Source organism: Acinetobacter gandensis, assembly GCF_001678755.1.
In the GTDB taxonomy this organism is placed as follows: domain Bacteria; phylum Pseudomonadota; class Gammaproteobacteria; order Pseudomonadales; family Moraxellaceae; genus Acinetobacter; species Acinetobacter gandensis.
Map to the genome: position 1 here is coordinate 73,469 of NZ_LZDS01000001.1, position 26,998 is coordinate 100,466.

The 26,998-nt window shown below is 41.1% G+C and carries 26 protein-coding genes, 5 tRNA genes and 1 pseudogene; 3 read left to right on the top strand and 29 right to left on the bottom strand.

From position 1 onward, the window contains the following. Positions 1-8: 8 nt before the first annotated feature. From rplL to A9J31_RS00420, 26 genes and pseudogenes are all read right to left on the bottom strand, one after another. The gene (rplL, locus tag A9J31_RS00295; protein ID WP_067761353.1) at positions 9-377 is read right to left on the bottom strand and encodes a 50S ribosomal protein L7/L12; all 369 of its coding nucleotides are present in this window, start codon (positions 375-377) and stop codon (positions 9-11) included. Positions 378-425: 48 nt separating this feature from the next. Continuing rightward, complete coding sequence (gene rplJ, locus A9J31_RS00300; protein WP_067761356.1) at positions 426-932, bottom strand: 50S ribosomal protein L10; 507 nt, start codon at positions 930-932, stop codon at positions 426-428. A gap of 305 nt (positions 933-1,237) precedes the next feature. Beyond that, the gene (gene rplA / locus A9J31_RS00305; protein WP_067761358.1) at positions 1,238-1,933 is read right to left on the bottom strand and encodes a 50S ribosomal protein L1; all 696 of its coding nucleotides are present in this window, start codon (positions 1,931-1,933) and stop codon (positions 1,238-1,240) included. 3 nt (positions 1,934-1,936) lie between these two features. Then, positions 1,937-2,365: a 50S ribosomal protein L11 gene (gene rplK, locus A9J31_RS00310; RefSeq protein ID WP_004868049.1), complete on the bottom strand. Its 429-nt coding sequence runs from the start codon at positions 2,363-2,365 to the stop codon at positions 1,937-1,939. Positions 2,366-2,485: 120 nt separating this feature from the next. Further along, on the bottom strand, positions 2,486-3,019 hold the full coding sequence (gene nusG, locus A9J31_RS00315) for a transcription termination/antitermination protein NusG (RefSeq protein ID WP_067761361.1): 534 nt from the start codon (positions 3,017-3,019) through the stop codon (positions 2,486-2,488). A gap of 7 nt (positions 3,020-3,026) precedes the next feature. Further along, a complete protein-coding gene (gene secE, locus A9J31_RS00320) occupies positions 3,027-3,467 on the bottom strand; it encodes a preprotein translocase subunit SecE (RefSeq protein ID WP_067761364.1) in 441 nt (146 codons plus the stop codon). Between the two features lie 76 nt (positions 3,468-3,543). Further along, positions 3,544-3,619 (bottom strand) — tRNA-Trp (locus tag A9J31_RS00325). 50 nt (positions 3,620-3,669) lie between these two features. Further along, complete coding sequence (gene tuf, locus A9J31_RS00330; RefSeq protein WP_067761367.1) at positions 3,670-4,860, bottom strand: elongation factor Tu; 1,191 nt, start codon at positions 4,858-4,860, stop codon at positions 3,670-3,672. 148 nt (positions 4,861-5,008) lie between these two features. Further along, positions 5,009-5,083, bottom strand: a tRNA-Thr gene (locus tag A9J31_RS00335). 23 nt (positions 5,084-5,106) lie between these two features. After that, a tRNA-Gly gene (locus tag A9J31_RS00340) sits at positions 5,107-5,182 on the bottom strand. Positions 5,183-5,220: 38 nt separating this feature from the next. Further along, positions 5,221-5,304: transfer RNA gene (locus tag A9J31_RS00345), tRNA-Tyr, on the bottom strand. Positions 5,305-5,357: 53 nt separating this feature from the next. Beyond that, positions 5,358-5,433 (bottom strand) — tRNA-Thr (locus A9J31_RS00350). Positions 5,434-5,531: 98 nt separating this feature from the next. Further along, on the bottom strand, positions 5,532-7,025 hold the full coding sequence (trpE, locus tag A9J31_RS00355) for an anthranilate synthase component I (protein ID WP_067761370.1): 1,494 nt from the start codon (positions 7,023-7,025) through the stop codon (positions 5,532-5,534). A gap of 120 nt (positions 7,026-7,145) precedes the next feature. Next, a complete protein-coding gene (gph, locus tag A9J31_RS00360) occupies positions 7,146-7,814 on the bottom strand; it encodes a phosphoglycolate phosphatase (RefSeq protein ID WP_067761373.1) in 669 nt (222 codons plus the stop codon). Between the two features lie 74 nt (positions 7,815-7,888). Beyond that, positions 7,889-8,584 (bottom strand): FHA domain-containing protein, encoded by a 696-nt coding sequence (locus A9J31_RS00365; protein ID WP_067761376.1) that lies wholly within the window; start codon positions 8,582-8,584, stop codon positions 7,889-7,891. Positions 8,585-9,112: 528 nt separating this feature from the next. Continuing rightward, positions 9,113-11,168 (bottom strand): annotated as a pseudogene (gene gspD / locus A9J31_RS00370) (type II secretion system secretin GspD); the annotation flags it as partial. Positions 11,169-11,210: 42 nt separating this feature from the next. Continuing rightward, a complete protein-coding gene (locus tag A9J31_RS00375; RefSeq protein WP_411691780.1) occupies positions 11,211-12,056 on the bottom strand; it encodes a type II secretion system protein N in 846 nt (281 codons plus the stop codon). A gap of 20 nt (positions 12,057-12,076) precedes the next feature. Next, a complete protein-coding gene (gene gspN, locus A9J31_RS00380) occupies positions 12,077-12,820 on the bottom strand; it encodes a type II secretion system protein N (protein WP_067761382.1) in 744 nt (247 codons plus the stop codon). A gap of 167 nt (positions 12,821-12,987) precedes the next feature. Then, positions 12,988-13,314 (bottom strand): H-NS histone family protein, encoded by a 327-nt coding sequence (locus tag A9J31_RS00385; protein ID WP_067761817.1) that lies wholly within the window; start codon positions 13,312-13,314, stop codon positions 12,988-12,990. 141 nt (positions 13,315-13,455) lie between these two features. After that, on the bottom strand, positions 13,456-13,884 hold the full coding sequence (locus A9J31_RS00390; RefSeq protein ID WP_067761385.1) for an acyl-CoA thioesterase: 429 nt from the start codon (positions 13,882-13,884) through the stop codon (positions 13,456-13,458). Positions 13,885-13,895: 11 nt separating this feature from the next. Then, positions 13,896-15,089 (bottom strand): hypothetical protein, encoded by a 1,194-nt coding sequence (locus A9J31_RS00395; RefSeq protein WP_067761819.1) that lies wholly within the window; start codon positions 15,087-15,089, stop codon positions 13,896-13,898. A gap of 5 nt (positions 15,090-15,094) precedes the next feature. Further along, the gene (locus tag A9J31_RS00400) at positions 15,095-15,931 is read right to left on the bottom strand and encodes a hypothetical protein (protein ID WP_067761388.1); all 837 of its coding nucleotides are present in this window, start codon (positions 15,929-15,931) and stop codon (positions 15,095-15,097) included. After that, positions 15,928-16,707: a uroporphyrinogen-III synthase gene (locus A9J31_RS00405; protein ID WP_067761391.1), complete on the bottom strand. Its 780-nt coding sequence runs from the start codon at positions 16,705-16,707 to the stop codon at positions 15,928-15,930. Before A9J31_RS00405 ends, A9J31_RS00400 begins: the two co-directional genes overlap by 4 nt. Before the next feature lie 3 nt (positions 16,708-16,710). Continuing rightward, positions 16,711-17,628 carry a hydroxymethylbilane synthase gene (gene hemC / locus A9J31_RS00410; RefSeq protein ID WP_067761394.1) on the bottom strand — a complete coding sequence of 306 codons (918 nt, stop codon included), beginning with the start codon at positions 17,626-17,628 and terminating at the stop codon, positions 16,711-16,713. Between the two features lie 95 nt (positions 17,629-17,723). Continuing rightward, on the bottom strand, positions 17,724-18,464 hold the full coding sequence (locus A9J31_RS00415) for a LytR/AlgR family response regulator transcription factor (protein WP_067761397.1): 741 nt from the start codon (positions 18,462-18,464) through the stop codon (positions 17,724-17,726). A 55-nt stretch (positions 18,465-18,519) separates the two neighbouring features. After that, entirely contained in the window at positions 18,520-19,674 is a 1,155-nt protein-coding gene (locus A9J31_RS00420) for a sensor histidine kinase (protein WP_067761400.1), read from the bottom strand. Between A9J31_RS00420 and argH the strand changes: the two genes are divergently transcribed. Both argH and A9J31_RS00430 read left to right on the top strand, forming a co-directional pair. Continuing rightward, positions 19,665-21,095, top strand: coding sequence for an argininosuccinate lyase (argH, locus tag A9J31_RS00425; RefSeq protein WP_171256639.1), 1,431 nt, complete (start codon positions 19,665-19,667; stop codon positions 21,093-21,095). The two genes, A9J31_RS00420 and argH, sit on opposite strands and share 10 nt — an antisense overlap. Positions 21,096-21,121: 26 nt before the next feature. Further along, the gene (locus A9J31_RS00430) at positions 21,122-21,394 is read left to right on the top strand and encodes an oxidative damage protection protein (protein ID WP_067761406.1); all 273 of its coding nucleotides are present in this window, start codon (positions 21,122-21,124) and stop codon (positions 21,392-21,394) included. 955 nt (positions 21,395-22,349) lie between these two features. Here the strand turns inward: A9J31_RS00430 and pgsA are convergent. The 3 genes from pgsA to uvrC form a co-directional block, all read right to left on the bottom strand. Beyond that, positions 22,350-22,937 (bottom strand): CDP-diacylglycerol--glycerol-3-phosphate 3-phosphatidyltransferase, encoded by a 588-nt coding sequence (pgsA, locus tag A9J31_RS00435; RefSeq protein ID WP_067761409.1) that lies wholly within the window; start codon positions 22,935-22,937, stop codon positions 22,350-22,352. A 104-nt stretch (positions 22,938-23,041) separates the two neighbouring features. Continuing rightward, positions 23,042-23,836, bottom strand: a complete 795-nt coding sequence (locus tag A9J31_RS00440) for a thioesterase family protein (RefSeq protein WP_067761412.1) — start codon at positions 23,834-23,836, stop codon at positions 23,042-23,044. 134 nt (positions 23,837-23,970) lie between these two features. Next, positions 23,971-25,770, bottom strand: a complete 1,800-nt coding sequence (gene uvrC, locus A9J31_RS00445) for an excinuclease ABC subunit UvrC (protein WP_067761415.1) — start codon at positions 25,768-25,770, stop codon at positions 23,971-23,973. 180 nt (positions 25,771-25,950) lie between these two features. Here uvrC and A9J31_RS00450 point away from each other — a divergent pair, with 180 nt between their 5' ends. After that, the gene (locus tag A9J31_RS00450) at positions 25,951-26,997 is read left to right on the top strand and encodes an AAA family ATPase (RefSeq protein WP_067761418.1); all 1,047 of its coding nucleotides are present in this window, start codon (positions 25,951-25,953) and stop codon (positions 26,995-26,997) included. The last annotated feature ends 1 nt before the right edge of the window (position 26,998 follow it).

Sequence of the window (26,998 nt, forward strand, 5' to 3'; positions counted from 1 at the left end):
CCTTAAGATTACTTAAGTGTAACTGTAGCACCAGCTTCTTCAAGTTTTTTCTTAAGCTCTTCGCCTTCTTCTTTAGAAACGCCTTCTTTAAGAACTGAAGGAGCGCTTTCAACAAGATCTTTAGCTTCTTTAAGACCAAGACCAGTAGCTTCACGAACTGCTTTAATTACAGCAACTTTGTTAGCACCGAAAGAAGTCAACTCAACGTTGAATTCTGATTGTTCTTCAGCAGCAGCAGCAGCGCCAGGAGCAGCAGCAACAGCTACAGCAGCAGCAGATACGTTGAATTTTTCTTCGAAAGCAGAAATAAGTTCAACAAGTTCAAGAACAGTTTTTTCAGCTACTGCGTTTAAGATTTCTTCGTTTGTTAAAGCCATGAGATTAACTCCAAATGGGTATTGAATGATGTGTGTTTAAGTTTGAGCTTATGCAGCTTCTGACTCGTTTTTCTCTTTGAGCGCAGTAATAAGGCGACCCAATTTCGAAATAGGAGCTTGAAGTACGTTTGCAAGCATAGTAAGAGCTTTCTCTTGGTTTGGAAGGTTCGCGATAACGCTAACTTCAGCACCTTGATAAACTTTACCGTCAAATGCAGCAGCTTTAAGTTCAAATGCTTTATTAGTTTTAGCAAATTCTTCGAACAAACGAGCAGCAGCGCCCATGTCGTCTTCAGAAGTTGAGAAAGCTAAAATTGTTGGGCCAACAAGGTTGTCGTTCAAGATATTGAATTGAGTATCTTGAAGAGCGCGTTTAGCCAAAGTGTTACGAACTACGCGAGTAGCAACACCCAGTTTACGAGCTTCAACACGTAGAGTAGTTAATTGCTCTACAGTTAAACCTTGATAGTCAGCAACAACAGCAGCAAATGCAGTAGAAGCAACTTCAGTTACTTCAGCTACGATCTGTTTTTTGCCTTCGATAAGAAGAGCCATTGTAAAACCTCCTAACGGTGATTTATGCACTCAAACAAGTGCACTCCCAATTCGTAAATTCATTACTGAACTTACACGCGGAGGATGAACAAATCACACCACCGCGTCTACGCAGGCTGGACGATTAAGAAAAGAGCATAAAACTCCCCTCACCTGCGGTCTTTGACGCTGATAAACGAAAAATTTATCAATTCAAAGTTTGCCTAAGTTTGCAAGTAGTCCGAAACCGGTTTCTTCTTGCGTAATATTTGAAGCAGTGCTTCAAATATTACTCAGGGCTTTAAAATTCTGTAATAAGTCGAAACTTATTTAGAAACGTTAGCTACGTCAATAGTAAGACCAGGACCCATAGTTGAGCTCAAAGTGATCTTTTGAATGTAGATACCTTTAGAAGTAGCAGGTTTTGCTTTCTTAAGGTCAGCAACAAGTGCTTCAACGTTTTGACGAACAGCTTCAGCAGTGAAACCTACTTGACCGATCGCAGCGTGGATGATACCCGCTTTGTCTACACGGTAACGTGCTTGACCAGCTTTCGCGTTTTTCACAGCGCCAGCTACATCAGGAGTTACTGTACCCACTTTAGGGTTTGGCATTAAGCCACGTGGACCAAGAATCGTACCTAATTTACCCACAACACGCATAGCGTCTGGTGCAGCAATTACTACGTCAAAGTCAAGGTTACCCGCTTGGATGCTTTCAGCAAGATCATCAAAACCAACAACGTCTGCGCCTTCAGCTTTAGCAGCTTCAGCAGCCGCGCCTTGAGCAAACACAGCAACACGTACAGTTTTACCAGTACCTGCAGGAAGTGTAGTCGCGCCACGAACAACTTGGTCAGATTTACGAGGGTCAACACCTAGGTTTACTGAAACATCCAAAGATTCTTTGAATTTAACAGCAGGGATAGTGTTAAGAACTTGCACTGCTTCTTCCAAAGTGTAAACTTTGTTTGCTTCAACAGCAGCAGCAATGGCTTTTTGACGTTTAGTTAATTTAGCCATGTCTTATAGCTCCACTTCCAAGCCCATAGAACGCGCAGAACCAGCGATGGTACGTACACGTGCGTCTAAATCAGCACCAGTAAGATCTGGTTCTTTAGTAGTCGCAATTTCTTCTAATTGAGCACGAGTCAACTTACCAACTTTAGTTTTGTTAGGTACAGCTGAACCCTTTTGGATACCAGCAGCTTTCTTAAGAAGAATCGCAGCAGGTGGAGTTTTCATGATGAATGTGAACGACTTGTCGTTGTACACAGTGATCACTACAGGAATTGGAAGACCAGCTTCAACTTTTTGCGTAGCAGCATTGAATTCTTTACAGAATGCCATGATGTTTACACCACGTTGACCTAGTGCAGGACCAATCGGTGGAGATGGATTTGCTTTACCAGCTGGAACTTGCAGCTTGATATAGCCGTCAATCTTCTTAGCCATTTTCAATTACCTCTGGGTACAAGCGCCGATGAAGGCTCCCCAATGATTTCAAGTAACGACAACCGTTACAACAACAATGCCCGACTTATAAAAAATCGGGCGTTTATCAACCAACTAAAATTAGTTCGCTTTTTCGACTTGTCGAAATTCGAGTTCTACTTGAGTCGGTCGATTAAATACATTAATCGTCAAAGTAAGACGAGATTTTTCGTATTGAACTTCTTCCACCACGCCTTTAAAGTCGGTGAATGGACCATCAATAACGAGTAATTCTTCACCTGGCTCAAACATTGTCTTAGGACGAGGTGCTTCACCAGTATTACGTACACGAGCAAGAATCGCATCAGCTTCTTTTTGCGTAATCGGTGCCGGTTTTTCAGCCGTACCACCAATGAAACCTAAAACTTTTGGACATTCTTTAACAATGTGCCAAGTTTCATCGTTCATTTCCATTTCGACTAACACATAGCCTGGAAAGAACTTACGCTCTGACTTACGTTTCTTACCATCCTTCATTTCCACCACTTCTTCAGTAGGGACAAGGACTTCACCAAAGCTATCGGCTACAGCGCTACGCTGGATTCGATCATTAAGTGAGCGTAACACTTGTTTTTCATAGCCTGAATAGGCATGAATAATGTACCAACGTTTCATAGCTCTCTTACCCGATAATAAACTTCATTAACCAGCTCAAAGCGTAGTCAAAACACCATAATAAAATGGATGCCACTAAGACTACAGCAAGTACCTGCCAAGATGTGGTCACAGTCTCTTGCTTTGTTGGCCAGCTCACTCGACGTAGCTCAATACGAGCATCTTTCAACAATCGAACAAAGCCTTTGCCTTGATGGGTGGCGTATAATAAACCTAAAGCCACGATGATACAAGCCAAAATCACCCCAACACGAACCCAGACATCATTCGCTGGTGCCCAGTATGCTGGCAAATATTGATTCACCATCATTGAACCGCCGAGTAAAATCAATGCGATAACCCACAGAACAAAGTCCAGAGGGGAACCAGAATTAACAACTTCAGCAGAATTATTTCTTTGAGGAATTGGCGCGTCGCTTAATGCGTCACGCGATTTATCATTCGACATTTTTGTACTCGTCGTAGAATTCGCGACTTATTATATGACCAGTTGAGCCAGCATCAAGCTTCTTTTTTAAAAAAATTGGCAGGCCAGGAGGGACTCGAACCCCCAACATTCGGTTTTGGAGACCGACGCTCTACCAATTGAACTACTGACCTGCAGAGCAAATCGAGAGTCGTAACTCTCGATCTGTATTTAACAATGTGTATTATGCAGTAACTTTAGCAACTACACCAGCACCAACTGTACGACCGCCTTCACGGATTGCGAAGCGTAGACCTGGGTCCATTGCGATCGGGTGGATAAGCTCTACTGACATCTCAACGTTGTCACCAGGCATTACCATTTCAACACCTTCTTTAAGTGCAATCGCACCAGTTACGTCAGTTGTACGGAAGTAGAACTGTGGACGGTAACCGTTAAGGAATGGAGTATGACGACCACCTTCTTCTTTAGAAAGTACGTATACTTCTGCGTCAAATTTAGTATGCGGTTTGATTGCACCTGGTTTAGCAAGTACTTGACCACGTTGAACGTCTTCACGTTTAGTACCACGTAGAAGAACACCACAGTTCTCGCCCGCACGACCTTCGTCAAGAAGTTTACGGAACATTTCTACGCCAGTTACAGTTGTTTTAACTGTATCTTTGATACCAACGATTTCAACTTCTTCGCCTACTTTAACGATACCAGTCTCAACACGGCCAGTTACTACTGTACCACGACCTGAGATTGAGAATACGTCTTCGATTGGCATAAGGAATGGAAGATCGATAGCACGTTCTGGCTCTGGAATGTAAGAGTCAAGCGCTTCAACAAGAGCAACAACAGCTGGTTCGCCGTATTGACCTTGGTCACCGTTAAGAGCTGCAAGAGCAGAACCACGGATAACTGGAGTGTCATCACCAGGGAAGTCATAAGTAGAAAGAAGTTCACGAACTTCCATTTCCACTAATTCAAGAAGCTCTTCGTCGTCTACAAGGTCGCATTTGTTTAAGAATACAACGATGTAAGGTACACCTACCTGACGAGAAAGAAGGATGTGTTCACGAGTTTGTGGCATTGGACCATCAGTCGCAGCACATACAAGGATCGCGCCGTCCATCTGAGCAGCACCAGTAATCATGTTTTTAACATAATCGGCGTGGCCCGGGCAGTCTACGTGAGCGTAGTGACGAATAGTTGAATCGTATTCTACGTGTGAAGTATTAATTGTAATACCACGTGCTTTCTCTTCAGGTGCAGAGTCAATTGCAGCGTAGTCTTTCGCTTCGCCACCAAAAGTTTTTGCACATACAGTTGCAATTGCAGCTGTTAAAGTTGTTTTACCATGGTCGACGTGACCAATTGTACCCACGTTAACGTGTGGCTTATTACGTTCAAACTTAGCCTTAGCCATGCTCTTCTTCCTCGTTTACGTCGAAAACAATTCTGAGTAACACCCAGCTCCGACATATCGCCTAAAAAATAAACACCCAATACTTGAAAAGCAGACTAAATAGCCTGCTTTTTGGAATCTTGTGCAACAATGTTGCTAAACTGTAATCTGGAGCTCTTATCGAGATTTGAACTCGAGACCTCTCCCTTACCAAGGGAGTGCTCTACCACTGAGCTATAAGAGCAAATATAAGTACTTCAATATATATGGAGCGGGAGACGAGGGTCGAACTCGCGACATGCAGCTTGGAAGGCTGCCGCTCTACCAACTGAGCTACTCCCGCACGATGTTGGTACAAACCACTTATTGAAGTCTTAAAATTGGTGGTGAGGGAAGGATTCGAACCTTCGAAACTTTCGTAGCGGAGTTACAGTCCGCCCCCTTTGACCGCTCGGGAACCTCACCATTTTACACTTACTTCAGTGTTGTTCTTTTTACTCACTCTCAAACTTCTAAGATGGTGCCGGCACACGGATTCGAACTGTGGACCTACTGATTACAAGTCAGTTGCTCTACCAACTGAGCTATGCCGGCGTTTCTTAGTGTTTCGTACGTTTCGTATCGGAACGGTGTGCAGTTTAGCAAAAACAAAAATCTGTGCAAGTGTTTTTTCTAAAAAAAACGTGAAAAACTCACAAAATCAATCCATTTGACGATAATTCAACCGCTTTGATCACTGCGCGAGCTTTTATTTGGGTTTCATTCCATTCAGATTCAGGATTTGAGTCATAAACCACCCCTGCTCCCGCCTGTACATAGACCTTATTTTCACGAATTACACAGGTACGAATCGCAATCGACATGTCCATTTCACCATGCCAGCCTAAATAACCAACAGCACCGCCAAAAATTCCACGTTTGACCGGCTCAACTTCGTCAATAATTTCCATTGCACGTATTTTTGGTGCACCAGATAGCGTACCCGCTGGGAATGTTGCCTTAAAAACATCCAACGCATCTACATCATCGCGCACTTCACCTTGCACATTTGACACAATATGCATGACATGTGAATAACGCTCGATCACCATTTGATCAGTCACGTGAACTTTACCGATTTTTGATACACGACCAACGTCATTTCGACCTAGATCAATCAACATCAAATGTTCTGCAATTTCTTTCTCATCAGATAGCAGATCTTTTTCCAGCGCCAAATCTTCTTCTTTGGTTTTACCACGTGGGCGTGTACCCGCTAATGGACGCACGGTTGCGATACCATTTTCTAAACGCGATAAAATTTCTGGTGATGAACCAACAATATGAAAAGGTGTATTGTTTTCTAAAGTCTGCCCTTGCACCAAGAACAAGTACGGTGATGGATTAAGGTGGCGTAATGCACGATAGACCTGTAACGGCTCACCATCAAAGTCTGAGACCATCCGATGCCCTGGTACAACCTGCATCACATCACCCGCCTTAATGTATTCTTTCACCTTGGCAATCGACTCAATAAAGTTATCGTGCCCTGTAATAGATTCAAAATTTGGTGCAGTGTGCTTTTCAGCAATCAAAACAACAGGTGTTGCCAACAATGCTTCGATGTCATCGAGCTGCGCTTGTGCTTTGGTATAAGCCGCTGGATCATTCACATCTGCATGCACAATTAAAAACAGCGTATCTTTTAAGTTATCAAAGACAATGACTGTCTTCGATAACATCATCCAAATATCAGGAATGCCGACTGGATCAGCTTCTGGGACATTATTCAACTTAGGTTCAATATAACGTACAGCATCATAACCAAAGTAGCCCACTAGACCACCAGTAAAGCTTGGCAGTGCAGGTAGCTCTTGCTGTGTCGGCACTTTAAACTGTGCTTGGAAGTCACGTATGTATTGGAATGGATCTAAGCAAGCCTGTTTTTCGATCTGACCATTGGTATGTTGAACCGTTAATTGCCCTTCATTACAAGAAAATACGGTCGATTCACCTAAGCCAATGATTGAATAACGTGCCCAGTTTTCACCACCTTCAACAGATTCAAATAAATAGGCTTGTTTATGTTGTTTTAATCGAGCAAAGACAGATAAAGGCGTTTCCGTATCTGCTAAGCGCTGGCGATACACAGGAATGAGGTTATAACCTGCTGATTTTAAATCTTCAAATTGAGCTTGTGTAGTCATCTTGTTTCTCTATCTATTTTCGTATGATTGATTTTCATTTGCTATTTTGGATGCTGAATTAATCACGCCATCGAAAAACTACACACTCACTCATTCCCACGTCCTTACCCACTGCTTATTTCAACCCAATAATTCTTTTAAATTATCAACCACCATTTGTGGCTGGCAATCTTGAATATTTTCCCCATGATTATAGCCATAGCTGACCACAATACAATCGATACCCGCACGGCGTGCAGCTTCAACATCATTCACCGAATCACCAATCATTAGAATTTGCTCTTTCGGCAAACCATAATGTTCTGCACAATACAAAAGTTGTTTCGGATGCGGCTTACGCTCTTCAAAGCGATCACCACCAATTACATCTACAAAGTATTGATTCATCCCCAGTGCCTCAACAATGCTGCGCGCAGGCTGCTCAGGTTTATTGGTGACACAAATTAAAGTCTTTTGCTCAGCTTGCCCCCATTTTAAAAATTCTAGGATGCCATCAAAAGGCTGTGTTAACACACAAGGATCTGCATTATAAATTTTCAAGAAAGTTTGCAGTAACAAATGATGTTGTGCCGCATCCACCTTACCAGTCAAATGTTCTAATACACTTTGACAAAATAACGATGTTCCTTTACCTATCCAATTACGCACCTGCACTTCTGTCACAAGCGGCAACTGCAAGGTATTCAAACTCATATTCATGGCACGATATAAATCTGAAGCTGAATCCACTAGGGTTCCATCCAAATCAAACAAAATCATTTGGCGATCTGCTAGGCGTACATCCAACATTTTTACCCTCTTTAAATTGAAACTGAAACAAAAAAGGCATGCTCATGCATGCCTTTTGATTGAGCTGTCCAAAATTATTTGAACATTACCCATGCAATAATGGCAAGAATGACCAATACAATGACAGAGATCAAACCCACAGAGGCATTTTTTTGCGCTTCTTTTTCTTGCTCAACGCAGCTCTCTGGAATTTCAACATTGCAGGCTTCGGGTGTCACAGGCGCATTAACATCAACCCCTTCAGGAATTGGTGCTGGCTTAGGAATACCCACATTCGTAGGCATACCATCACGGGTTAACTGCACCGAACCATCACGTTCTTTGAGTTCAGGCATGCCTTGATCATTCATTTGCTGCGCAGCAGACTTTTCTTGCGCAGTTTCAGATACAGCCACAGCTTCTGCTGGCTGTTGAATAGCTTCAACACTTTGAGTCTCATTAATGCTTTGCTGTATTTCAACAGGCACATCAACAGCTTTAGCAGGTGCAAGCACGCTAAACTTTAAACTCGCAAACTGAACAATATCACCCTGTTTTAATAAAGACTCACCATCCAAACGCACATCATTAATAAATGTACCATTTGAAGAGTTTAAGTCCTGCAACCAGAGTGCCTGTTCTTTAATTAAAAATGCCGCATGCTTACGCGAAATTTCAGATTGTTGTAGCACAATATCGGCCTGTTGGTGGCGACCCACCAACATATCGCGATCAATACTGATTTCCTGACCGGTTAAATCACCTGAAATCGCTTGAATTTTCCAAGTCATAGCTTATCTCTCTTTACCTAAATCAATCATAACACAGAGAATATCCATTCCCATTCTGACAACTTGGCGTCGATTGTGTGAACGGTTGATTTTTTTGAAATGCTAACAAATTTTCAGGGTTCAAATGTATGGTTCGGTATTCATCTTTGTGATCATTCATTCTATTGGCAGAAGCTGATGCTTCATCCAACTGAAAAGATCTAGATAAACCTGCAACAACCATCGGTTGATCAATTTTTTGCACCACACTTTGCTGAATTTCCCGCACTAACACTGATTCATTAACCTTTACATTCATTGTGTGGGTAGATTGAGCAACAGTAACTTTTTTTGTGGACTGTGGTTGTGTCGGTAACACATGATAATTTGAACTTGTTTGTCGACTGCCATTTGGTACAGCAATTGTTTGACGCTTAACAGGTGGCTCAATCGCAACAGGGGTTGTCACCACAGGTTGTGTCACTTGTGGCTGTGCAACAGGGGCCGGCTGAACGGGTGCAGGTGCAACACCTTTAGACACAGGAATACGTTGCTGATAAATATCTTCAACACTTTCAGGCAACTTAGCAAAGTTGCCATCGGTATCCAGTGCCAATTGCAAGCTATATAACTGGTTATAACGCTGCTGTGACATTTTTTTCACATCAGCTGAATTACCTACAATTGTTGGATGAATGAAGATTAATAAATTTCGCTTAACATTGGACTTGCCCTCAGAACTGAAGAGCTTACCCAAAACAGGAATCGAACCTAAACCAGGCACAGACTGACGGCCATGCTGGGTATTATCTGAAATTAACCCACCTAAAACGATGGTTTGACCATGCTCAGCCAAAATGGAGGTTTTAATGGCACGCTTACTGGTCACCAAGTCAGATGCTTCACCTTTATTGGTTTTCACATCTGAAACTTCTTGCTCAACCTCTAAACGAACCGAACCACCATCACCAATGTGCGGAACCACTTTTAAGGTCACACCGACATCTTTACGCTCGATGGTAGTATATGGATTTGCAACGCCTGCTGCACCGGTCGATACAGAACCTGTTACAAAGGGTACGTTCTCACCAACCACAATATAGGCTTCTTCGTTGTCCATGGTCACAATCGACGGCGTAGACAGTAAGTTCGACTTGGTTTTTTCTTTTAATGCTTGAATCATGGCACCGTATAATTTACGAGAACCATCACTTCCTTCTCGATAATCACCCAATACTAATGATGTTCCCGCACCGACCGCACTACCCGCGCCCGCAGCACCACCTGTCAAATAACCTGCTGCAATATTTTTTAAACTTGAACCAAAGTTATCAAAGTTAATCAGTCCAATACCACTACTGATATCCCCTAATGCCCATTGCACACCCAATTGATCTGCATCGGAACCCTCTACCTCGATGATGGCAGCCTCGATCAATACCTGTTGACGACGGATATCTAATTGTTGAATAGCTGATTCGATTTCACGCATCAATTGCGGATCAGCTTTGACCACCAAAGCATTTTGCGTCGCGTCAGCAATAATGCTAACACCATTGGCATTAAAGCTACTGATACTGTTTTGATTATTTGAATTATTATTACTGTTGAGATTAATCCCAGAACTAGTATTGTTATTGGCTGTTAATGACTGATTATCAGATGTGCCGTTGAGTAAGTTACTCGTTGAATTATTATTTGAATTAGCCGAATTATTGTTACTTGAAACCGCCTGCCCAGTCACTAGCCCTTGTAATATTTCAGATAAATTTTTCGCACTGGCATATTTTAAACGGAAGACTTTCAGCCCACCTAAACGATCCGCTGCAGGAACATCTAAGGTTTCAATCATCTGGCGGATACGTTTACGCGTCGCTGTATCCCCTTTAATAATAATACGATTGGTACGATTATCAGCGATCAGGCGAATGCGCGAGCCTTTCGGATCTTTCGACGCACCTGTCGAGCTCATTGCTTCAAGCAAACCAATCATTTCTTCCGCCTGACTTGATTGCAAAGTCACGGCTTCAATATCATTTTGCCCAGTTCCATCCAAATTACGAATAATGGTTTCAAGCTGATAAATATTGCTCGCACGGTCTGAGACAATTAGCGCATTGGTCCCCGCTACTGCAGACAAATGTGCAAACTGTGGCATCAATGGGCGTAAAGCAGGGATCAAGTCATTGGCATTGGTATTATCCAACCAAATCACACGCGTCACAATTTGATCGCCCGAAGCACGGTGTCGGGCATCATAAGGAATACCTGAACTTTTAACGTTACTATCAGGTACAAGCTTAATGGTATTGCCTGATGGAATGGCCACCACACCATTAACGTTTAAAACACCCAAAAATAAATCGTAGACTTCTGTTTTATTTAAAGCCTTATTGGAAATGACTGTGACATTACCACGCACACGAGGATCAACAGCAAAGTTTTTCCCCGTGATATCAGCGACTTCATTAATGAACGCTGTTAAATCAGCATCACGTAGATTGATTTTCCAAGTTTGAGCGAAACTTGCCGTACTGACCATCGCAGCCAAGGGCAACATGGCATAGGCAGCTAGAGTTGAACGATTATTATTAAAAAAAGCCATATACGCCTGTGTTTCCTAACCCTATATAGTGATGAATCATCACTAAAAATCCTGTTGTATGGTCATCACTTGATCACCACGTTTTACTTCAAGTTTCACCTGCCCTTCACGGCGGGCTTGTTCTAATAATTGCGCTTCTGATTGCCCCTGACCTACGCTTTGCCCATTTAAAGACATAATACGGTCACCTGGTTGCAATCCAAGCTTATTTCTTAATGCGGCCGGTGTGCGGCTTGTCACTTCAAAGCCACCACTTCCTGAAGGGGTAACTCCCATTTCTTGCATATATTGTTCACGGTTTTCAGCCATGCGCTGAACTGCTTGCCCAATCGCCGTTTGTGTCTGACCTTGTGCTGTATTTGATGTCATGGTGCTATTATCTGTGCTGCTATTTTGCATCGTTGCATTGTTGGTCGCATTGGCTGTAGGGACAATCGGCTGATTCAACCCATTCTCGATGCCTTTAAATGCCAGTTCCCGTGTTGCTCCATTGGCTTGACGCAAGATCACTTTATCCCAATAGACTTCTGACAATTGATAAGAAGAACCTTCTATTGTTTCACCTACCAAGTAACGGTCTGAGCTTTCATTAATTTTGATCACTGCAGATGAATAGCGACTTGGCTGCCCAACCACCACACCTTGTAACACCATATTAAGTTGTTCGTTTGCTGCATTTGATGATTGTTCTTGAAACAACGCAAACGAACTAATATTCGGTACTTGCACTTGAGCAGAACCTAGCTCAACACGCTCAATTTGCATAGCCTGAGGTGGCGCAATCAATAGCCAAAAAAATGCTGCTAATTTCCAGCACAAATATAAGATTAATAAGGCCAAGACCAATGGAGCAATACGATCAGCTTGCTTCCAGTTCAATTCGCGCATTGTGTCTACATAATTACGCATTAGTTCACCCCAGCTAATAAAGGCTGACGTGAACTAATCACATAAGTATCAAGACCAGCTTTACCTTCATAGGATGCAACATTCATCAAAAACCGCTGCGTGAGCTGCACATCTAACATCAAGTCTGGCTCAAGCTGCAAATTCATCATTTTTTGTTCACGTTGATCCCGCACATCAATCGTTAACTTGCCGTTATCATCTTTTAATTTGGCCATCAAAACAGGAATATTCATCGACTCTTGGCGCTGTGCAAAGGTAAAACCAAGATCTCCACCCGCCCATTGTAATTCACCATCCGTAGCACTAAATCCATGTTGCGGCTTGTATTTAAACTGCACGTCTTTCAGCTGGATCGCATTGATTGGCCATTGCCATTGGGCAAAACTTTTTAATGTTTCAGGTGCAATTTGCCCTTCTAACGCTTTAATGGTGATGGCTTTACCCAAGCCATAACCCACTACGCCTTGTAGTTTGGTGTTACCGCTATGAATTTCAACATTTGCACCAAGACGCAATAAGATCAAATCCCAAGGTCGTGTCTTCCAATTTAAAGAACCTTTAAGGTTACCTTTGGTCCAATCCGCTTGGCCATGCCAAATATTGCCGCTAACGTTGTGCAACATTTGATTATTTTTATAAAATTTTGTGATCAACCATGCTGCTGGGACTTGCAGCAAGACAAAAATAAAAAAACTCAGGATGGCGAAAATGAGCCATCGAATATTATTAGATTTACTGATCATCCCACCACAACCGAACTTTCAACTTTACATCCATGATTTAAACTTTTTTTCTTTATAGGCACATTATGCATACTTTTTCTGCATAGCCAATTCAAAGAGCTAAAAAAACCGAGCATTTGCTCGGTTTCATCATCCTAGATTCAGGATGTTACGACTTGATGAAAGACTTAGATTAAGAAGTCTTCAAGTTTTGCGCCTTTTTCAAGCTCAGCAACTAACCAACGTGGTTGTTTACCGCGACCTGTCCAAGTATCAGCAGCATTCGCTTTACTACGGTAACGTGGCTCAACAGCTTTACGTGTTGATTTTTTACGTTTGTTCGCGCCAGATTCAAGAATCTGCTCTACGGTTAAATCTAAGTTTTCAGCAATTTCTAAAATACGATTATACGCATCTTCAATCGCTTGGTCTTTTTTAGACGCAATTAAAGCTTCCGCTTCAACTTGTAATTTCTTTAACTCTTCAACTGATAGATTGCTAATATCAGGCATAATCTTTACTCCGAAATATCGTATTATTTTGCTTTTTAAAACTTGCACATAATATTTATAATAAAATAATTATTCAATAAACAATTTACGCTACACAACAATAAATTAACACAAATATATTCATTTCATCATGCATTTTTGTATTTAAATATTATTTTGAGCAGTCAATTCAATTTCTTTAATACGTTGTTTAATATTTTCAGGTATCGCCATTTTTTGCATCAATTGATTATCGACGCATACAATAACTGCATCACCCGATGCTACATAGGCTTGCTGTGACTCGCTCCATAATAGATAACTCATACGAAATGCACTATTTCTTAATTCTTCTACTCGCGTTGCCACTTTTAATTGATCTGGATAAATTACAGGACGAATAAATTTGCACTGACTTGATGCAACAACAGTAAGTACATCTTGATTAAATATATTCAACAAATCTAAATATGCAATTCGTGCACTTTCCATATAGCGATAATAATGCACATTATTAACATGACCAAATGCATCCATATCGCCCCATGCAACTTTTTGTTCATATATCACAGGATAGTTGTTTAATTCTTGCATATTCAATTTCCTTATATTTTTATTTCCATAAAATTCGCATTGTTTTCAAAGATTAAATTTAATTGTCGAATTAAATCATCCTGCTGATTTAATGCTGATTTAATTCTGAGATAGCTCATTAATACATCATCAGGATATTGTGCCAACAAAGCATCCGCTTCTGCACTACGCTGGGTTGCGTTATAAATATTCCACTTTGCAAAATTCAATACAGGCAATGCAGGATATTTTTGTTCCCACAGCGCAATCTGTTGCTCCACCGCGACATAGTCAGGATTTTGTTTGAGAAGTTGTGCCTGAAACCACATATAAAACACATCTTGATTAAACTGCTGTTCTAGCAGATGCACAGCTAATCGTTCATGTTCTTGGCTCATATCCGGCATGCGAGATAACACTTTGAGCCACAGCACTTTGACCGCATAATTTCTCTCGGCAATTTGATCCTGCAAATCATGGTAACGCTGTTTTAAATTCTGCAAATCATCGACATCTGCTTGATCAAAAGCTTGTAATAACTGTGCCAACCAGGCCTGCTTAGTCACCTCATCCAAATGGCCATAACGTGTTGAGCGTAAATACAACCATGGAAATTGTAAAGCAAAGGCACCCCACAAGGTATTCAAGCGCTGTTCATACGCAGTTTTTACTTTATTTAACCATGGTGACAATTCATGTTGATTTAAAAACTCTAAATGCGTTAATGCTTGCTCACCATCATTTTGTCCTAAATAAATTTCTATTCGTTGTAATTCAGCCAATTCAAAAGCCATAGGACTGGTTTGATTTAATGCCTGTAATGCTGCTGGATAATCTTGCTGAATCCAAGATAATCGTGCATCGATCACACCTTTTAATAAACCGGACTCAGTAAATGCTTGTTGAATAAAATCCTTTTGATCATGTGCAGCATTCAATAACCAAATAACTGCGAGCTGCTCATAAGGGTGCAATTTATTAAAATTAAAAACCGTTTCACTTTTGCGTTGTTCACGGCTTAAATAACGCTTTAGCCCATACCAAAGCATTTGAACAAGAAAACTGATTAAAGCTAAAACAAAAACAATAAACCAAATATTGGATTGGACTTGCCAATTACGCCAGTAAACATAGACATAACCAGCACCATAACCGAAGCTCAATACACTCATAATGGCTATGGCAAATAAGCTAATCAATAAATAGGCCAATAAAATTTGTTTCATCGCCATTAACCTATAAGTGCACGGGTATTTAATTGAGGAACAGATAAAACAGGTGTTTCTTTTAATTGCACTATTTTTTGTTGTATCTGCTTTAAATGTGGATCAGGCAATTGCTGCATGATTTGAATAATTTCAGTCAATTCTTGTTGAAATTCAGGATACTGCCCTTTCAACATAATTTGCTGAGCCAATAATAATCTGAGTTGAATTTCTTTTAAGACAATTCCACGTTGTAATAAATCCACACTCGGCCGTTCAACAGCTTCAACCTGAATCCAGCGACTCAAAAATGACTGTTCTTTTTGTTTTGGTGTATTTTGATAAGGCTGCTGTATTTCTTTTTGCAGTGCTTGATCCAGTGTCTGTAAAACTTGTTTAATTTTATTTTGCTGAGTTTGGCGCGCAACCACATATTGCGTCAGCATCTCTCGATCTTTCGCAATCACCTGATGCAGACTCATTCTAAGTGCGGGTGCCAAACTAAATATTTCCAGCTGTTGATCTAGCTGATTCAATTTTTCTAGCGCCACACCAAATTGCTGCTGTTGTAATGCGAACTCAACCAACTCTAAACGCTGACCAATCAAAGTAATCGGCTGAACACCAACGTGATCATCTGCTTGCATTGCTGGCGGATTTGCAGGTGAAGAAGTTACAGGCTGACCATCATATTGTCGCTTCATCGCAACCAACTGATCATTCAAACCTGCATTTTGCTGCTGCAATTGCGTTTGCTGCTGCATCAACTCCGTTTGTTTGGCATTCATTTGATAAACATCAAAACTTAACTTGAACAGCCAAAGTAGCGCGGCAATGACAACAACAATAACCAACCTCTTCATGTATTTCCCTGCACCTGCCTAACCTGCTGCAAAATATGTAATGCATTTAAATCGTTTAATTGCAGTATTTTGAGTTCTAAATTTGACTGCTGTCCGTAATGTTCAAGCAATTGCATCAGACGCTCGCCCAACACCAAATAATATGCATCCGCAACACATTGTGGATATGGCTGCATCAGTCGCAACCAATTGAGCCAACTGGCTTCACTGGTCACGAGCATACAATACGAAGATGACGACTCAAAAACAGTACGATTTTTTTTAATAATTTGTTCGGCTTCAGTTGGACATTGCCGATGGTATAAAACAAAGTTAAGGACATGAATACCACGATCAATTAACTGCTGCATCATAAATTGGCGACCACCTTCACCACGCCAAAATGCAACTGTGGCACCAGCAGCCAATTGTTCTAGAATCGGTAAACTCAACATGCCTTCTGAAGTTTCGACTTCTGGAACTGCACTATTGATACCGTAATCCGCTAATGTATTTGCAGTTGCCTGTCCTACAGCAATCCAATGAATCTGCTTTAATTGCTCAATCTTCAGTCCCGCTTGAGCCAATCCAGCCATTCCCATATGTACGGCAGAAGGACTCACCACAACAATGACTTGCGCATACAAAAGGGCTGAATATAGCTGCGCCAAATCTTGTGACCATGGGGCAGCTTTTAACTCAAGGAGTGGAAGCTCTAGTACACGCACTCCGGCCTGTTGCAAAGTCTCAGTGAGAACCGCTGCACGATCTTGAGGGCGTGTATTGATAAACAACATGTATTAATACAATGCCTTCAAAATATCACCAGCACCTTGCGCTAAAAGCTCTTGTGCTAAGGCAACACCAAGTTGTTCAGCGTTCTCGCTTGCGCCAATTTGCTGTGCTTTCAGTAATGTTTTACCGTCCACACTGCCGACACGACCTTCTAAGTGAATTTGACCATTTTGCAGTACTGCATAACCTGCAATTGGAACTTGGCAACCACCTTCCAAATACGCATTGAAAGCACGTTCTGCACGTACACATGCATTAGTTTCACTATGCATTAAAGGCTGAATAAAATCTAAAACGGCTTGGTCATCGGTACGGCACTCTAGCCCCAATGCACCTTGACCTACTGCTGGTAAACTAAATTCCGGTTGGATGGTATGACGGATACGCTCGGCCAAACCCAAACGTTTCAAACCTGCACTCGCCAAAATAATGGCGTCATAGTTACCCGCATCTAATTTTGATAAACGTGTACCCACATTGCCACGCAGATCAATAATCTCAAGGTCAGGACGTTGTTTTAAAATCTGACATTTACGGCGTAGACTTGATGTACCGACTTTTGCACCTTGTGGTAGCTCATCAAAATGATTGTAGGTATTCGAAACAAAAGCATCGAGCGGATCTTCACGTTCACAAATTACCGCTAAATTTAATCCTTCAGGCAGCGCCATCGGCACATCCTTCATTGAATGCACCGCTAAGTCTGCACGACCATCTAATAAGGCCGCTTCAAGCTCTTTTACGAATAATCCTTTACCACCAATTTTAGCCAAAGGTGTATCAAGAATTTTGTCACCTTGAGTGACAAAAGTAACCAACTCAACTTTTAAATCGGTATGGAGTGCTTCTAAACGCGCACGAATATGTTCCGCTTGCCATAATGCAAGCGGGCTTTGTCGAGTTGCAATCTTGAGGATTTTCATAAAATTTAAAATGCAGTCTGTTTAAGCGTTATTCTAAACTTAACCTGCTCACTTTAAAATGCAAGCATATTTAAATTTGAAAATACGCGTGTGCATTATAATTTTTGAATTCGCTCACGTAAATTTGGCAAATGACGGCGACTCACCGCAAGGCGTTCTTCCAGATCGCGACAACGCACTTGGTATTGACCTGAACTCACAACCTCAAGGCCATCTAGAAAACCAATAGAAACCAAAGCGTTACGATGGATACGTATAAAACGATCACCAAATTCATTTTCTAAATCTTTTAGCGTCTCATCAATTAAGACACTGCCATTTTTATGTCTTACCGTGACGTATTTTTGATCTGCTAAAAAGTAGTAAATATTTTCAACAGGCACCAATTCCACACCACGATAGGTTTTTGCCGCTATTTGATGTCGGCTGATTTTGATTTCGTCCATATTTTCTTTTTGTTTTATCGTGCTCAGCTGAGCTTGGGTTAATTTAATAATATGATCTAAAACCTGCTGCAATTCCTGTTGCATAACTGGTTTTAGCAAATATCCCTCTGCATTTGATCGAAACGCATCAAGTGCATGATGATCATAAGCAGTACAAAAAATAATTGCGGGCATTGGATCTAACTGACGCAAATATTGCGCGCAAGTTAATCCATCCATTTCAGGCATTTGAATATCTAATAGTATGACATCTGGCTCTAGGCTTTGAACCAACTCAATTGCTTGCCGACCATGTGTTGCTGTTGCCACAACATGATGTCCAAGTTGAGTGACTAAACGTGACAATCGTTCTATCGCTAGAGACTCATCATCACAAATCAGGATGTCCATATCTCCTCCTTTATACAGTTAACATCAGTTGTTTTTATAGATTAACTGTAATTTTCTACTTATATCGATATTGCACCACAGTCGTATACATTCCTTCGCCTGCATTGGTTTGAAAGATGACGCTTTGACCATAGTATGCCTCAAGTCGCTGCTTCACATTTTCAATTGCAATACCATTCCCCTGACGTAAATTTATTTTATCCTGTGTATAAGGATTTGTAATAACGATATTTATTTGATTTTGTAAGATTTCAATCAATATACTTATCGTACTCTTTGTCAGAATTTTTTCAACTCCATGAAAAATACTATTTTCTAGCAAAGGTTGTAAAGTTAATAGTGGAATTTGTACGCTTGAGTATCGATCTGACGGCTGTAATTTCCATTCAACATTTAAACGATCTCCCAATCGCATCTGTTCAATCGCCAAATAGCGCTGACATAAGTCTATTTCCTCTTGCAAACTCACCAACTTTAACTCTTGAAAACTGGCTCGAAATAATCGAGACAGATTTAATAGCATTTGCTCTGCTTTATCCGGATCAATTGCGATTAAACTAATGACACTATTTAAACTATTAAATAAAAAATGTGGATGAATACGTGCCTGCATGGCCTGTATACGCGAATTTAACTCGCTATGTTGTTGACGCCCCCACTGTTCTCTTAAATATAAATAACGAAAACAAAATGCGCCAAGCAATACACCATAACTTAAATGCAAAACCAAATTTTGCGTCGCCGTAGCCAAATTAAGGTCTGAAAGACTCATATTTGTACCAAAGTGCAGCAAGATATTTAAAGCGACTGTCGTGAGAAAGACCAAAGCTTGTAGCAAACTAAAACCACACAGCAAAGCCATTTTAATACCCATTTGACTAAATCGATCTTTCCAGAGATCTACAAAAGCCGCAAAGGCAAGAAGTATCCAGTTAATAAATAGAATATGTTGTAAAACAGAATTTAAGCTCAAAGCCTGCCATGATTGCGCCTGTGCTAAAGCCAACACCAAGCCTAATATATTACCTGCTGCAAATAACTCCAGAAGATGCTGCCAACGCCCCATTCTGCTAAAAAAATACGATGCCGGATCAAGCCTATTTGAAGAAGTCGAAGATAGATGTCGCTTGACTGCGGCAACAGAGCTCGAATTTGCTATACTGTTTTTAGTTCTACTGCTTTTTATCTTATTGAGCCGACATGACCACATCTTCTAATTCCTCAAATCCGTCACAAGCCCAAACTTCAGGCATGTGGGGCGGTCGTTTTTCTGAAGCTACTGACGCTTTTGTTGCTGAATTTACAGCATCTGTACAATTTGACCAACGCTTTTATAAACAAGATATTGCAGGTTCAATTGCACATGCAACCATGCTTGCAAAAGTAGGCGTATTAACCGAGCAAGAACGCGAAGACATCGTGAATGGTTTGAACACCATTCAAGCTGAAATTGAAGCGGGTAACTTCGAATGGCGCATTGATCTTGAAGATGTGCACATGAACATTGAGTCTCGTTTGACTCAACGTATTGGTATTGCGGGTAAAAAACTTCATACTGGCCGCAGTCGTAATGACCAAGTTGCAACTGATATCCGTTTATATGTACGTGATGAAATTGATGCCATTTTAGGTTTGTTACAAAAATTGCAAAAAGGTATTTTGGGTCTCGCTGCTAAAAACACCAATACCATTATGCCTGGCTTTACTCACTTGCAAACCGCACAACCTGTGACTTTCGGCCACCATTTAATGGCTTGGTTTGAAATGTTGGTACGTGACTCAGAGCGCTTAATTGACTGTCGTAAGCGTGCTAACCGTATGCCATTAGGTTCTGCTGCACTTGCAGGTACGACTTACCCAATCGACCGTGCATATACTGCTGAATTATTAGGTTTTGAAGCGGTTGCTGAAAACTCGCTAGATGCAGTGTCTGACCGTGACTTCGGTATTGAGTTCAACGCTGCGGCATCTTTAATCATGATGCATTTGTCACGTATGTCTGAAGAAATGATCCTATGGACATCTGCTCAGTTCAAATTCGTGAACATTCCAGACCGTTTCTGTACAGGCTCTTCAATCATGCCACAGAAGAAAAACCCTGATGTTCCTGAGTTAATTCGTGGTAAAACTGGCCGTGTTTATGGTGATTTGATGAGCCTATTGACCCTCATGAAAGGTCAACCATTGGCTTATAACAAAGATAACCAAGAAGACAAAGAACCGTTGTTTGATGCGATTGATACCGTTCGTGGTTCATTGATGGCCTTTGCGGATATGATCCCAGCATTAGTACCAAACATTGAAATCATGCGCGAAGCAGCACTTCGTGGTTTCTCTACAGCAACTGATCTTGCTGACTACTTAGTTAAAAATGGCGTTGCATTCCGTGATGCACATGAAATTGTAGGTAAAGCCGTTGCACTAGGTGTTCAAGAAGGTAAAGACTTATCTGAATTAACACTTGAGCAACTTCAGCAATTCTCTGACTTGATTCAAGCGGATGTATTTGAAAAAGCATTAACTTTGGAAGCATCAGTCAATGCCCGTAACCACATTGGTGGTACGGCACCGGCTCAAGTTGAAGCTGCGATTGAACGTGCACACGCTCGTTTAGAAAAACTTTACGCATAACTGTTCAAGTTAAATGGAGTATTGATATGTCTCGACAAGTTTTTTGCCGTAAATATCAGGCTGAAATGGAAGGTTTAGACTTTGCACCATTCCCCGGTGCAAAGGGTCAAGAATTGTTTGACAGCGTGTCAAAGCAAGCTTGGCAAGAATGGTTAAAACACCAAACAACGTTAATCAATGAAAAGCGTTTAAATGTGTTTGAACCAGATGCAAAAAAGTTTCTTGAAGAACAGCGTGAAAAATTCTTCAGCAATGATGAGTCTCTTGAAAAAGCCGAAGGGCTCAAGCCTGAAGCGTGATAAAGCGGAGCACTGCTCCGCCACGCTGCAAGACGAGAAGCTATGCTTCGAGTGAAAAAAAGGCGCTGCCTTATTTTTCTGCAAGACAAGCGAAGCGCGTAGTTCTAATTGTCAAAATGGGAACTCATTCTGGGTTCCCTTTTTATTTTAAGAAGCACTGCCCCGCTCTTTCGCAATACAAACCTCGAAGATGTGCATAGGCTTGAATAAAAAAAGAGACTCTATGGAGTCTCTTTTTTTATTTTAGAAGCATTAGTACACTAGGCTAAAAGAAAGCGGAAGCGTAATTTACAACCACATCACAGGGTCTAAAAGGCCGCTTTTTATCTTGATCTAAGCTAAAACCAAAAGCAGAACTAAACGAAAAATATTGCTTATTTTTTTATTTAAACCATAGAGAATAGTGGTAAAAATTATGAGCTAAAATATTTTACAGCACAAAAAGTTTTTATTACGTAGTCAATTTTATTTCAAATTAAATCATTCAATATATTATAAAAAATTAAAATATTTCGATTTTCTAGGGTTCAATTAACACATTTAACTGGCTTTCAAAAGGCAGATTACACCAAAGTTAGCCTATAAGTTGTATCAAAAATTAAGTTTGTAAATCTGTGATACATTTCTCAATAAAACACAACATTACACTACAAGAACCTACATGCTTTTTTTAAATCACTTTCCTATAATACAAATCAAGGAGATGGAAACATCTTCAATAATAGCGATAAGTAACCCCGATTTCCTTCCCAGTCTTCCCCCAAAGTCTGGGAATTTTTTTATCCAAAATTTGCCAATTTTAATAATGATCTAATCACATAAAAGAATTTTTGGCTTCATCTGTTCATTCCTGTCTTCACTTTATAATTTTTAAAAACACAAAATTTAGTTAACTCAAATAGTTGGCCATAAAAAAGCCCCTTATGAAAGGAGCTTTTCAACTGTAATCGTCAGTTTAAGGCTGTTTTAAATAGGGCCATGCGGCTTTTAAATAAATAAACATCGACCATAATGTTAATACGACTGCGGTATACAGTAATCCATACGCCAACATTTCAAGTGGTTGCCAATTCAATAAGAAGACTGAAATTGCAATCATTTGAAATGCTGTTTTGTATTTACCGACAGTAGACACTGCAACGCTAGTACGTGCACCCAGTTCAGCCATCCATTCGCGTAGTGCCGAAACTGTAATTTCACGTGAGATAATGACAATTGCAGCAAATGCCATAGAAATGGTCGGCTGCCATTGCACCAAGACGATCAATGCCGCCGCAACCATCAATTTATCTGCTACAGGATCTAAAAAACGCCCGAATGCAGAGGTTTGATTTAATGATCGTGCTAAATAACCATCAAACCAATCCGTCACAGCAGCAATAACAAAAATCGACGTCAACAAAATATGACGTGACATACTTGCAACATGCTCACCCACACCCATTGCAGGTGGCCAATAAGCCACAAGCAAAAATACAGGAATTAAAGCAATTCGTGCCAGTGTTAAAATATTAGGAATATTCAGGATTCGACCTGTTGTCATAGACACCCCAGTTTTCCCCTCATGCACGATGTAAATGCAGAATAATTTGAGGATTTATCCATCGTTAGTTGCACTCACTTTATACGAAATGCCTAGCAGTGTCACTAGGCAAACACTGTAACCGTCTGCCGTGCAATTGCAATTAACCGATCCTGATCATCCCATAAATGCGCATATTCTGTTGCATAACCATCTGCTGCATAGTCTGTAAATACTTTATATTTAAACCAGTTATGCACATTCGATTGTAATGGATGTACATAGGTTAAAGTCCAGGTCAGTGAGCTCGCTGGTGCCATGGTTTTAAACATGGGTAACACGCCAGGCGGCCACATATCCATCGAGACCAATAGATCAGCCTCAGTCATCTTCCGATTTTCATGTTTGAGGGGATTGAATCGCATCCAACCACTGAAGTCGGGCTTACGACTGGCTGTACATGGATATTGCCCATCAACCCAGGCCAAATCCATTTGCTGAAAGCATTGCGGTGCCAGTGGATGATGTTCTGCAATTTTGAGTGTTTCTACTTCTGGAAAAGTCGGTGCGATACGCTCTTGATTAACAACAATCGAGGATTCACGTGGAACACCAAAGCTCACCAATAGAATACTTTGCACTGCATCATCTTGCCAAAGACGGACTTCAATGGTGGTCACTGACTTGCCCTGTCTTAAAATTTCCGCAGCTAAGCGGACAGGTGCCAATTGAACAGGGCCTACAAATGTCACATTACAACTGAGTAGACGACGCCCCGTATCAGCTAGAGTTATCAAGGCCTTTTGCATCATCATGCCTGCAACTAAACCACCATAGATGGTTCTGCCTTGCAACCAACCTTCTGGAATATCCACCCATTCATGCTGTTCTATATGTTGATATAACGCTGTAAGTGACATATCCATCCCTGATCTTTTTTGAATTTTATATCATTGTCTAAAACTCAATTGATGTGAATGATCAGTGACCCATGCGTCAATGTACATTTTGGCAAATACATGCAACTTATCATGCTTAAAAATATCAAAAAGTCTTATTCGTGCAGGATTTTATAAATGGTTCTTGCCATTACATCACCTAATCCCGGCACCAATTTCAAATCATTTTCCGAAGCTTTGAGTACCCCCTGAATCCCACCAAAGTGTGTCAGTAAATCTCGGCGACGCTTTGGTCCCAGTCCAGGAATGGCTTCAAGCACCGAAGAGCCTCGCTTTTTATCACGTTTCGCTCGATGTTTAGTAATGGCAAAGCGATGGGCTTCATCACGCACTTGTTGAATTAAATGCAGCGCTTTATGGTCTTCAGGTAACTGGATTTTTTCACCATCGGTAAAGTGTAAAGTCTCTAAACCAGGTTTACGTCCTTCTCCTTTCGACACCCCGACTATAAAGGCATCTAACTGCAGTTCTTGCATGACTTCCATCGCCATGTGTAACTGACCTTTACCACCATCAATCAGCAACAAATCAGGTAACATGTTCTTTTTATAACGACGAGTCAGCGCCTGACGCATTGCAGCATAGTCATCGCCTTCAGTAATGTCATTGATGGCAAATTGCCGATAATCACGTTTACGTGCACCACCTGCATCAAAGACCACGCAGGAGGCTATCGTTGCCTCCCCCATTGTGTGGGAAATATCAAAACATTCAATACGATCTATCGGACGACCAACCACTTGTTCCAGTTGATGAAAACGTTCATTCAATTCAAAATGATCAGCCAGTTTGCCTTTAATGGCGTGCTGCACATTCATTTGTGCAAGCTCTTGCCATTCGGCACGGGTTTCTCGCACCTTATGTTTGATTTGAATTTTTTTATCAAAGTGCTGATGTAGTGCATCTTCCATGTCTTTGCGGTCTGGAATCTCTACATTAACAATCAACTCAGCAGGAATTTCATCTGCCACCTGAAAGTAAAAATTAGCAATAAAGTCTGATAGCATTTGTCCTAAGTCATCGCCCTGCATATCAGGGAAATAGCTTTTCCCACCCAGCATTTTACCATTGCGTACATGCATAATCTGCACACAGGTCACCCCTGCTTGATAAGCAATCGCAATAATATCGGCTTCACCTTTAACCTTATAAATCGCCTGTTGGGTTTGCACATCACGTAGTAGCGCCATTCGGTCACGGTAAAATACGGCTTTTTCAAACTCGAGTGCTTCGGCCGCCGCTTCCATTTTGGCAATCAACTCTTGGTTGAGTTCTTTGGTGTCTCCTTGCAAGAAGCGAATCGAGTTATTGACATCCTCTTTATAATCTTCGGGTGAAATCAAACCAACACATGGCGCAGAACAGCGTTTAATTTGGTATTGCAGGCACGGTCGTTTGCGCTGAGAAAAATAGCTATTTTCACATTGGCGTACATTAAAAAGTTTTTGTAATACCACCAAGGTATCCCGTGCGTTATAGGCACTCGGATAAGGTCCAAAAAACTTACCAGCTTGATGCTTACCTTTCCCACGTCCTGCGGCAATGCGTGGATAGGGCTTATCGGCAGAGATAAAAATATAAACATAAGACTTATCATCACGCAGCATGATGTTATACGGCGGACGATGCAGCTTAATCAGGTTTTGTTCCAGTAACAGTGCTTCAGTTTCGGAACGCACCACTAGCGTTTCAATGTCATAAATACGGGCAACCAAAGCCTGTGTTTTGGGATGCTCGATGGTTTTAACAAAATAACTCGACACGCGATTTTTTAAATTTTTAGCTTTACCGACATATAGTAGTTCACCCTCTTTGCCGAGCATGCGATATACGCCGGGCAAGGTGGTCATGTTGGCTAGAATCTTTTCGATATGTTCGCGTGCGTTTTCGTTCACTCAGAATGTTATCCCATGCTATTTAGCGCTGTACTGACATGATGTGATGCTTTGCCTTGTATTTTCAAGCAATCAAATGAATTTATTCTTGTTGGCAGCAATGATCTGATTGCTAAAAGCTATTAATGGAAAATTCTAATTTTGCTATGCTCAGAACATCCCACCATAGGAACATAATGCATGACGAATGCTAATCCCGCCATTCATGTGGTAAAACCGACGACTTCGACCTTAAGTAATGCCGAAAAAAAACGTTTGATGGGGAAGCCTCGTTTTCATTTTGAACCGCTTGAGGTTATGCAACTGTTAAAACAGCGCATTATCGGTCAAGAGGATGCGTTAAATGAAATTGAAAAAATGCTGCATGTAGTTAAAGCAGATTTTTCTAGTCCTGAGCGTCCACTTTCTGTCACCTTAATGCTCGGCCCAACTGGTGTTGGCAAAACTGAAACCGTGCGCTTGATCAGTGAAGTCATCTATGGTCGCCCCGATGCTTTTTGCCGCATTGATATGAATACCCTTGCTCAAGAACATTATGCCGCTGCAATTACTGGTGCGCCTCCGGGTTATGTCGGTTCAAAAGAAGGTCATAGTCTGTTTGATGAAACAGCGATTGCCGGCAGCCACACACGCCCGGGTATTGTTTTATTTGATGAATTGGAAAAAGCCTCAACCGAAGTTTTGCGTGGCTTAATGAATGTATTGGACAGTGGCAAATTAACCCTGACATCCGGCACCAAAACCATCGACTTTCGTAATTGTATGATCTTTATGACCAGCAATGTCGGCGCACAAGCAGCACAGCAATATTTAGATAAGCTGAATTTTTTACCCGAAAAAATTCAAAAGGTTTGTCTGAAACGTGTGCCTGTCAGCAGCATTATTAAAAAAGTCATGCAGCGTAAATTTGACCCTGAATTTATTAATCGTATTGATCGTGTGTTGCAATATCAACCTGTGCAAGATGATGCACTGCCGAAACTGGTGGAAATTGAATTGGAAAAACTTAATCAACGCCTACAACATCAAAAACGTAGCATTCAGCTTACGGATGCTGCAAAAGCACATTTTTATCAAAACCACGATATTCGTTACGGTGCGCGCCATCTAGCACGAAAAATTCGAGTCGAACTTGAGCCCATTTTGGCTGTATATTTTTTGAATTATCCCGAACAAACTGAAATACACCTAGATGCACAACTTGGACAATTGGTTATTCTTAAATAAT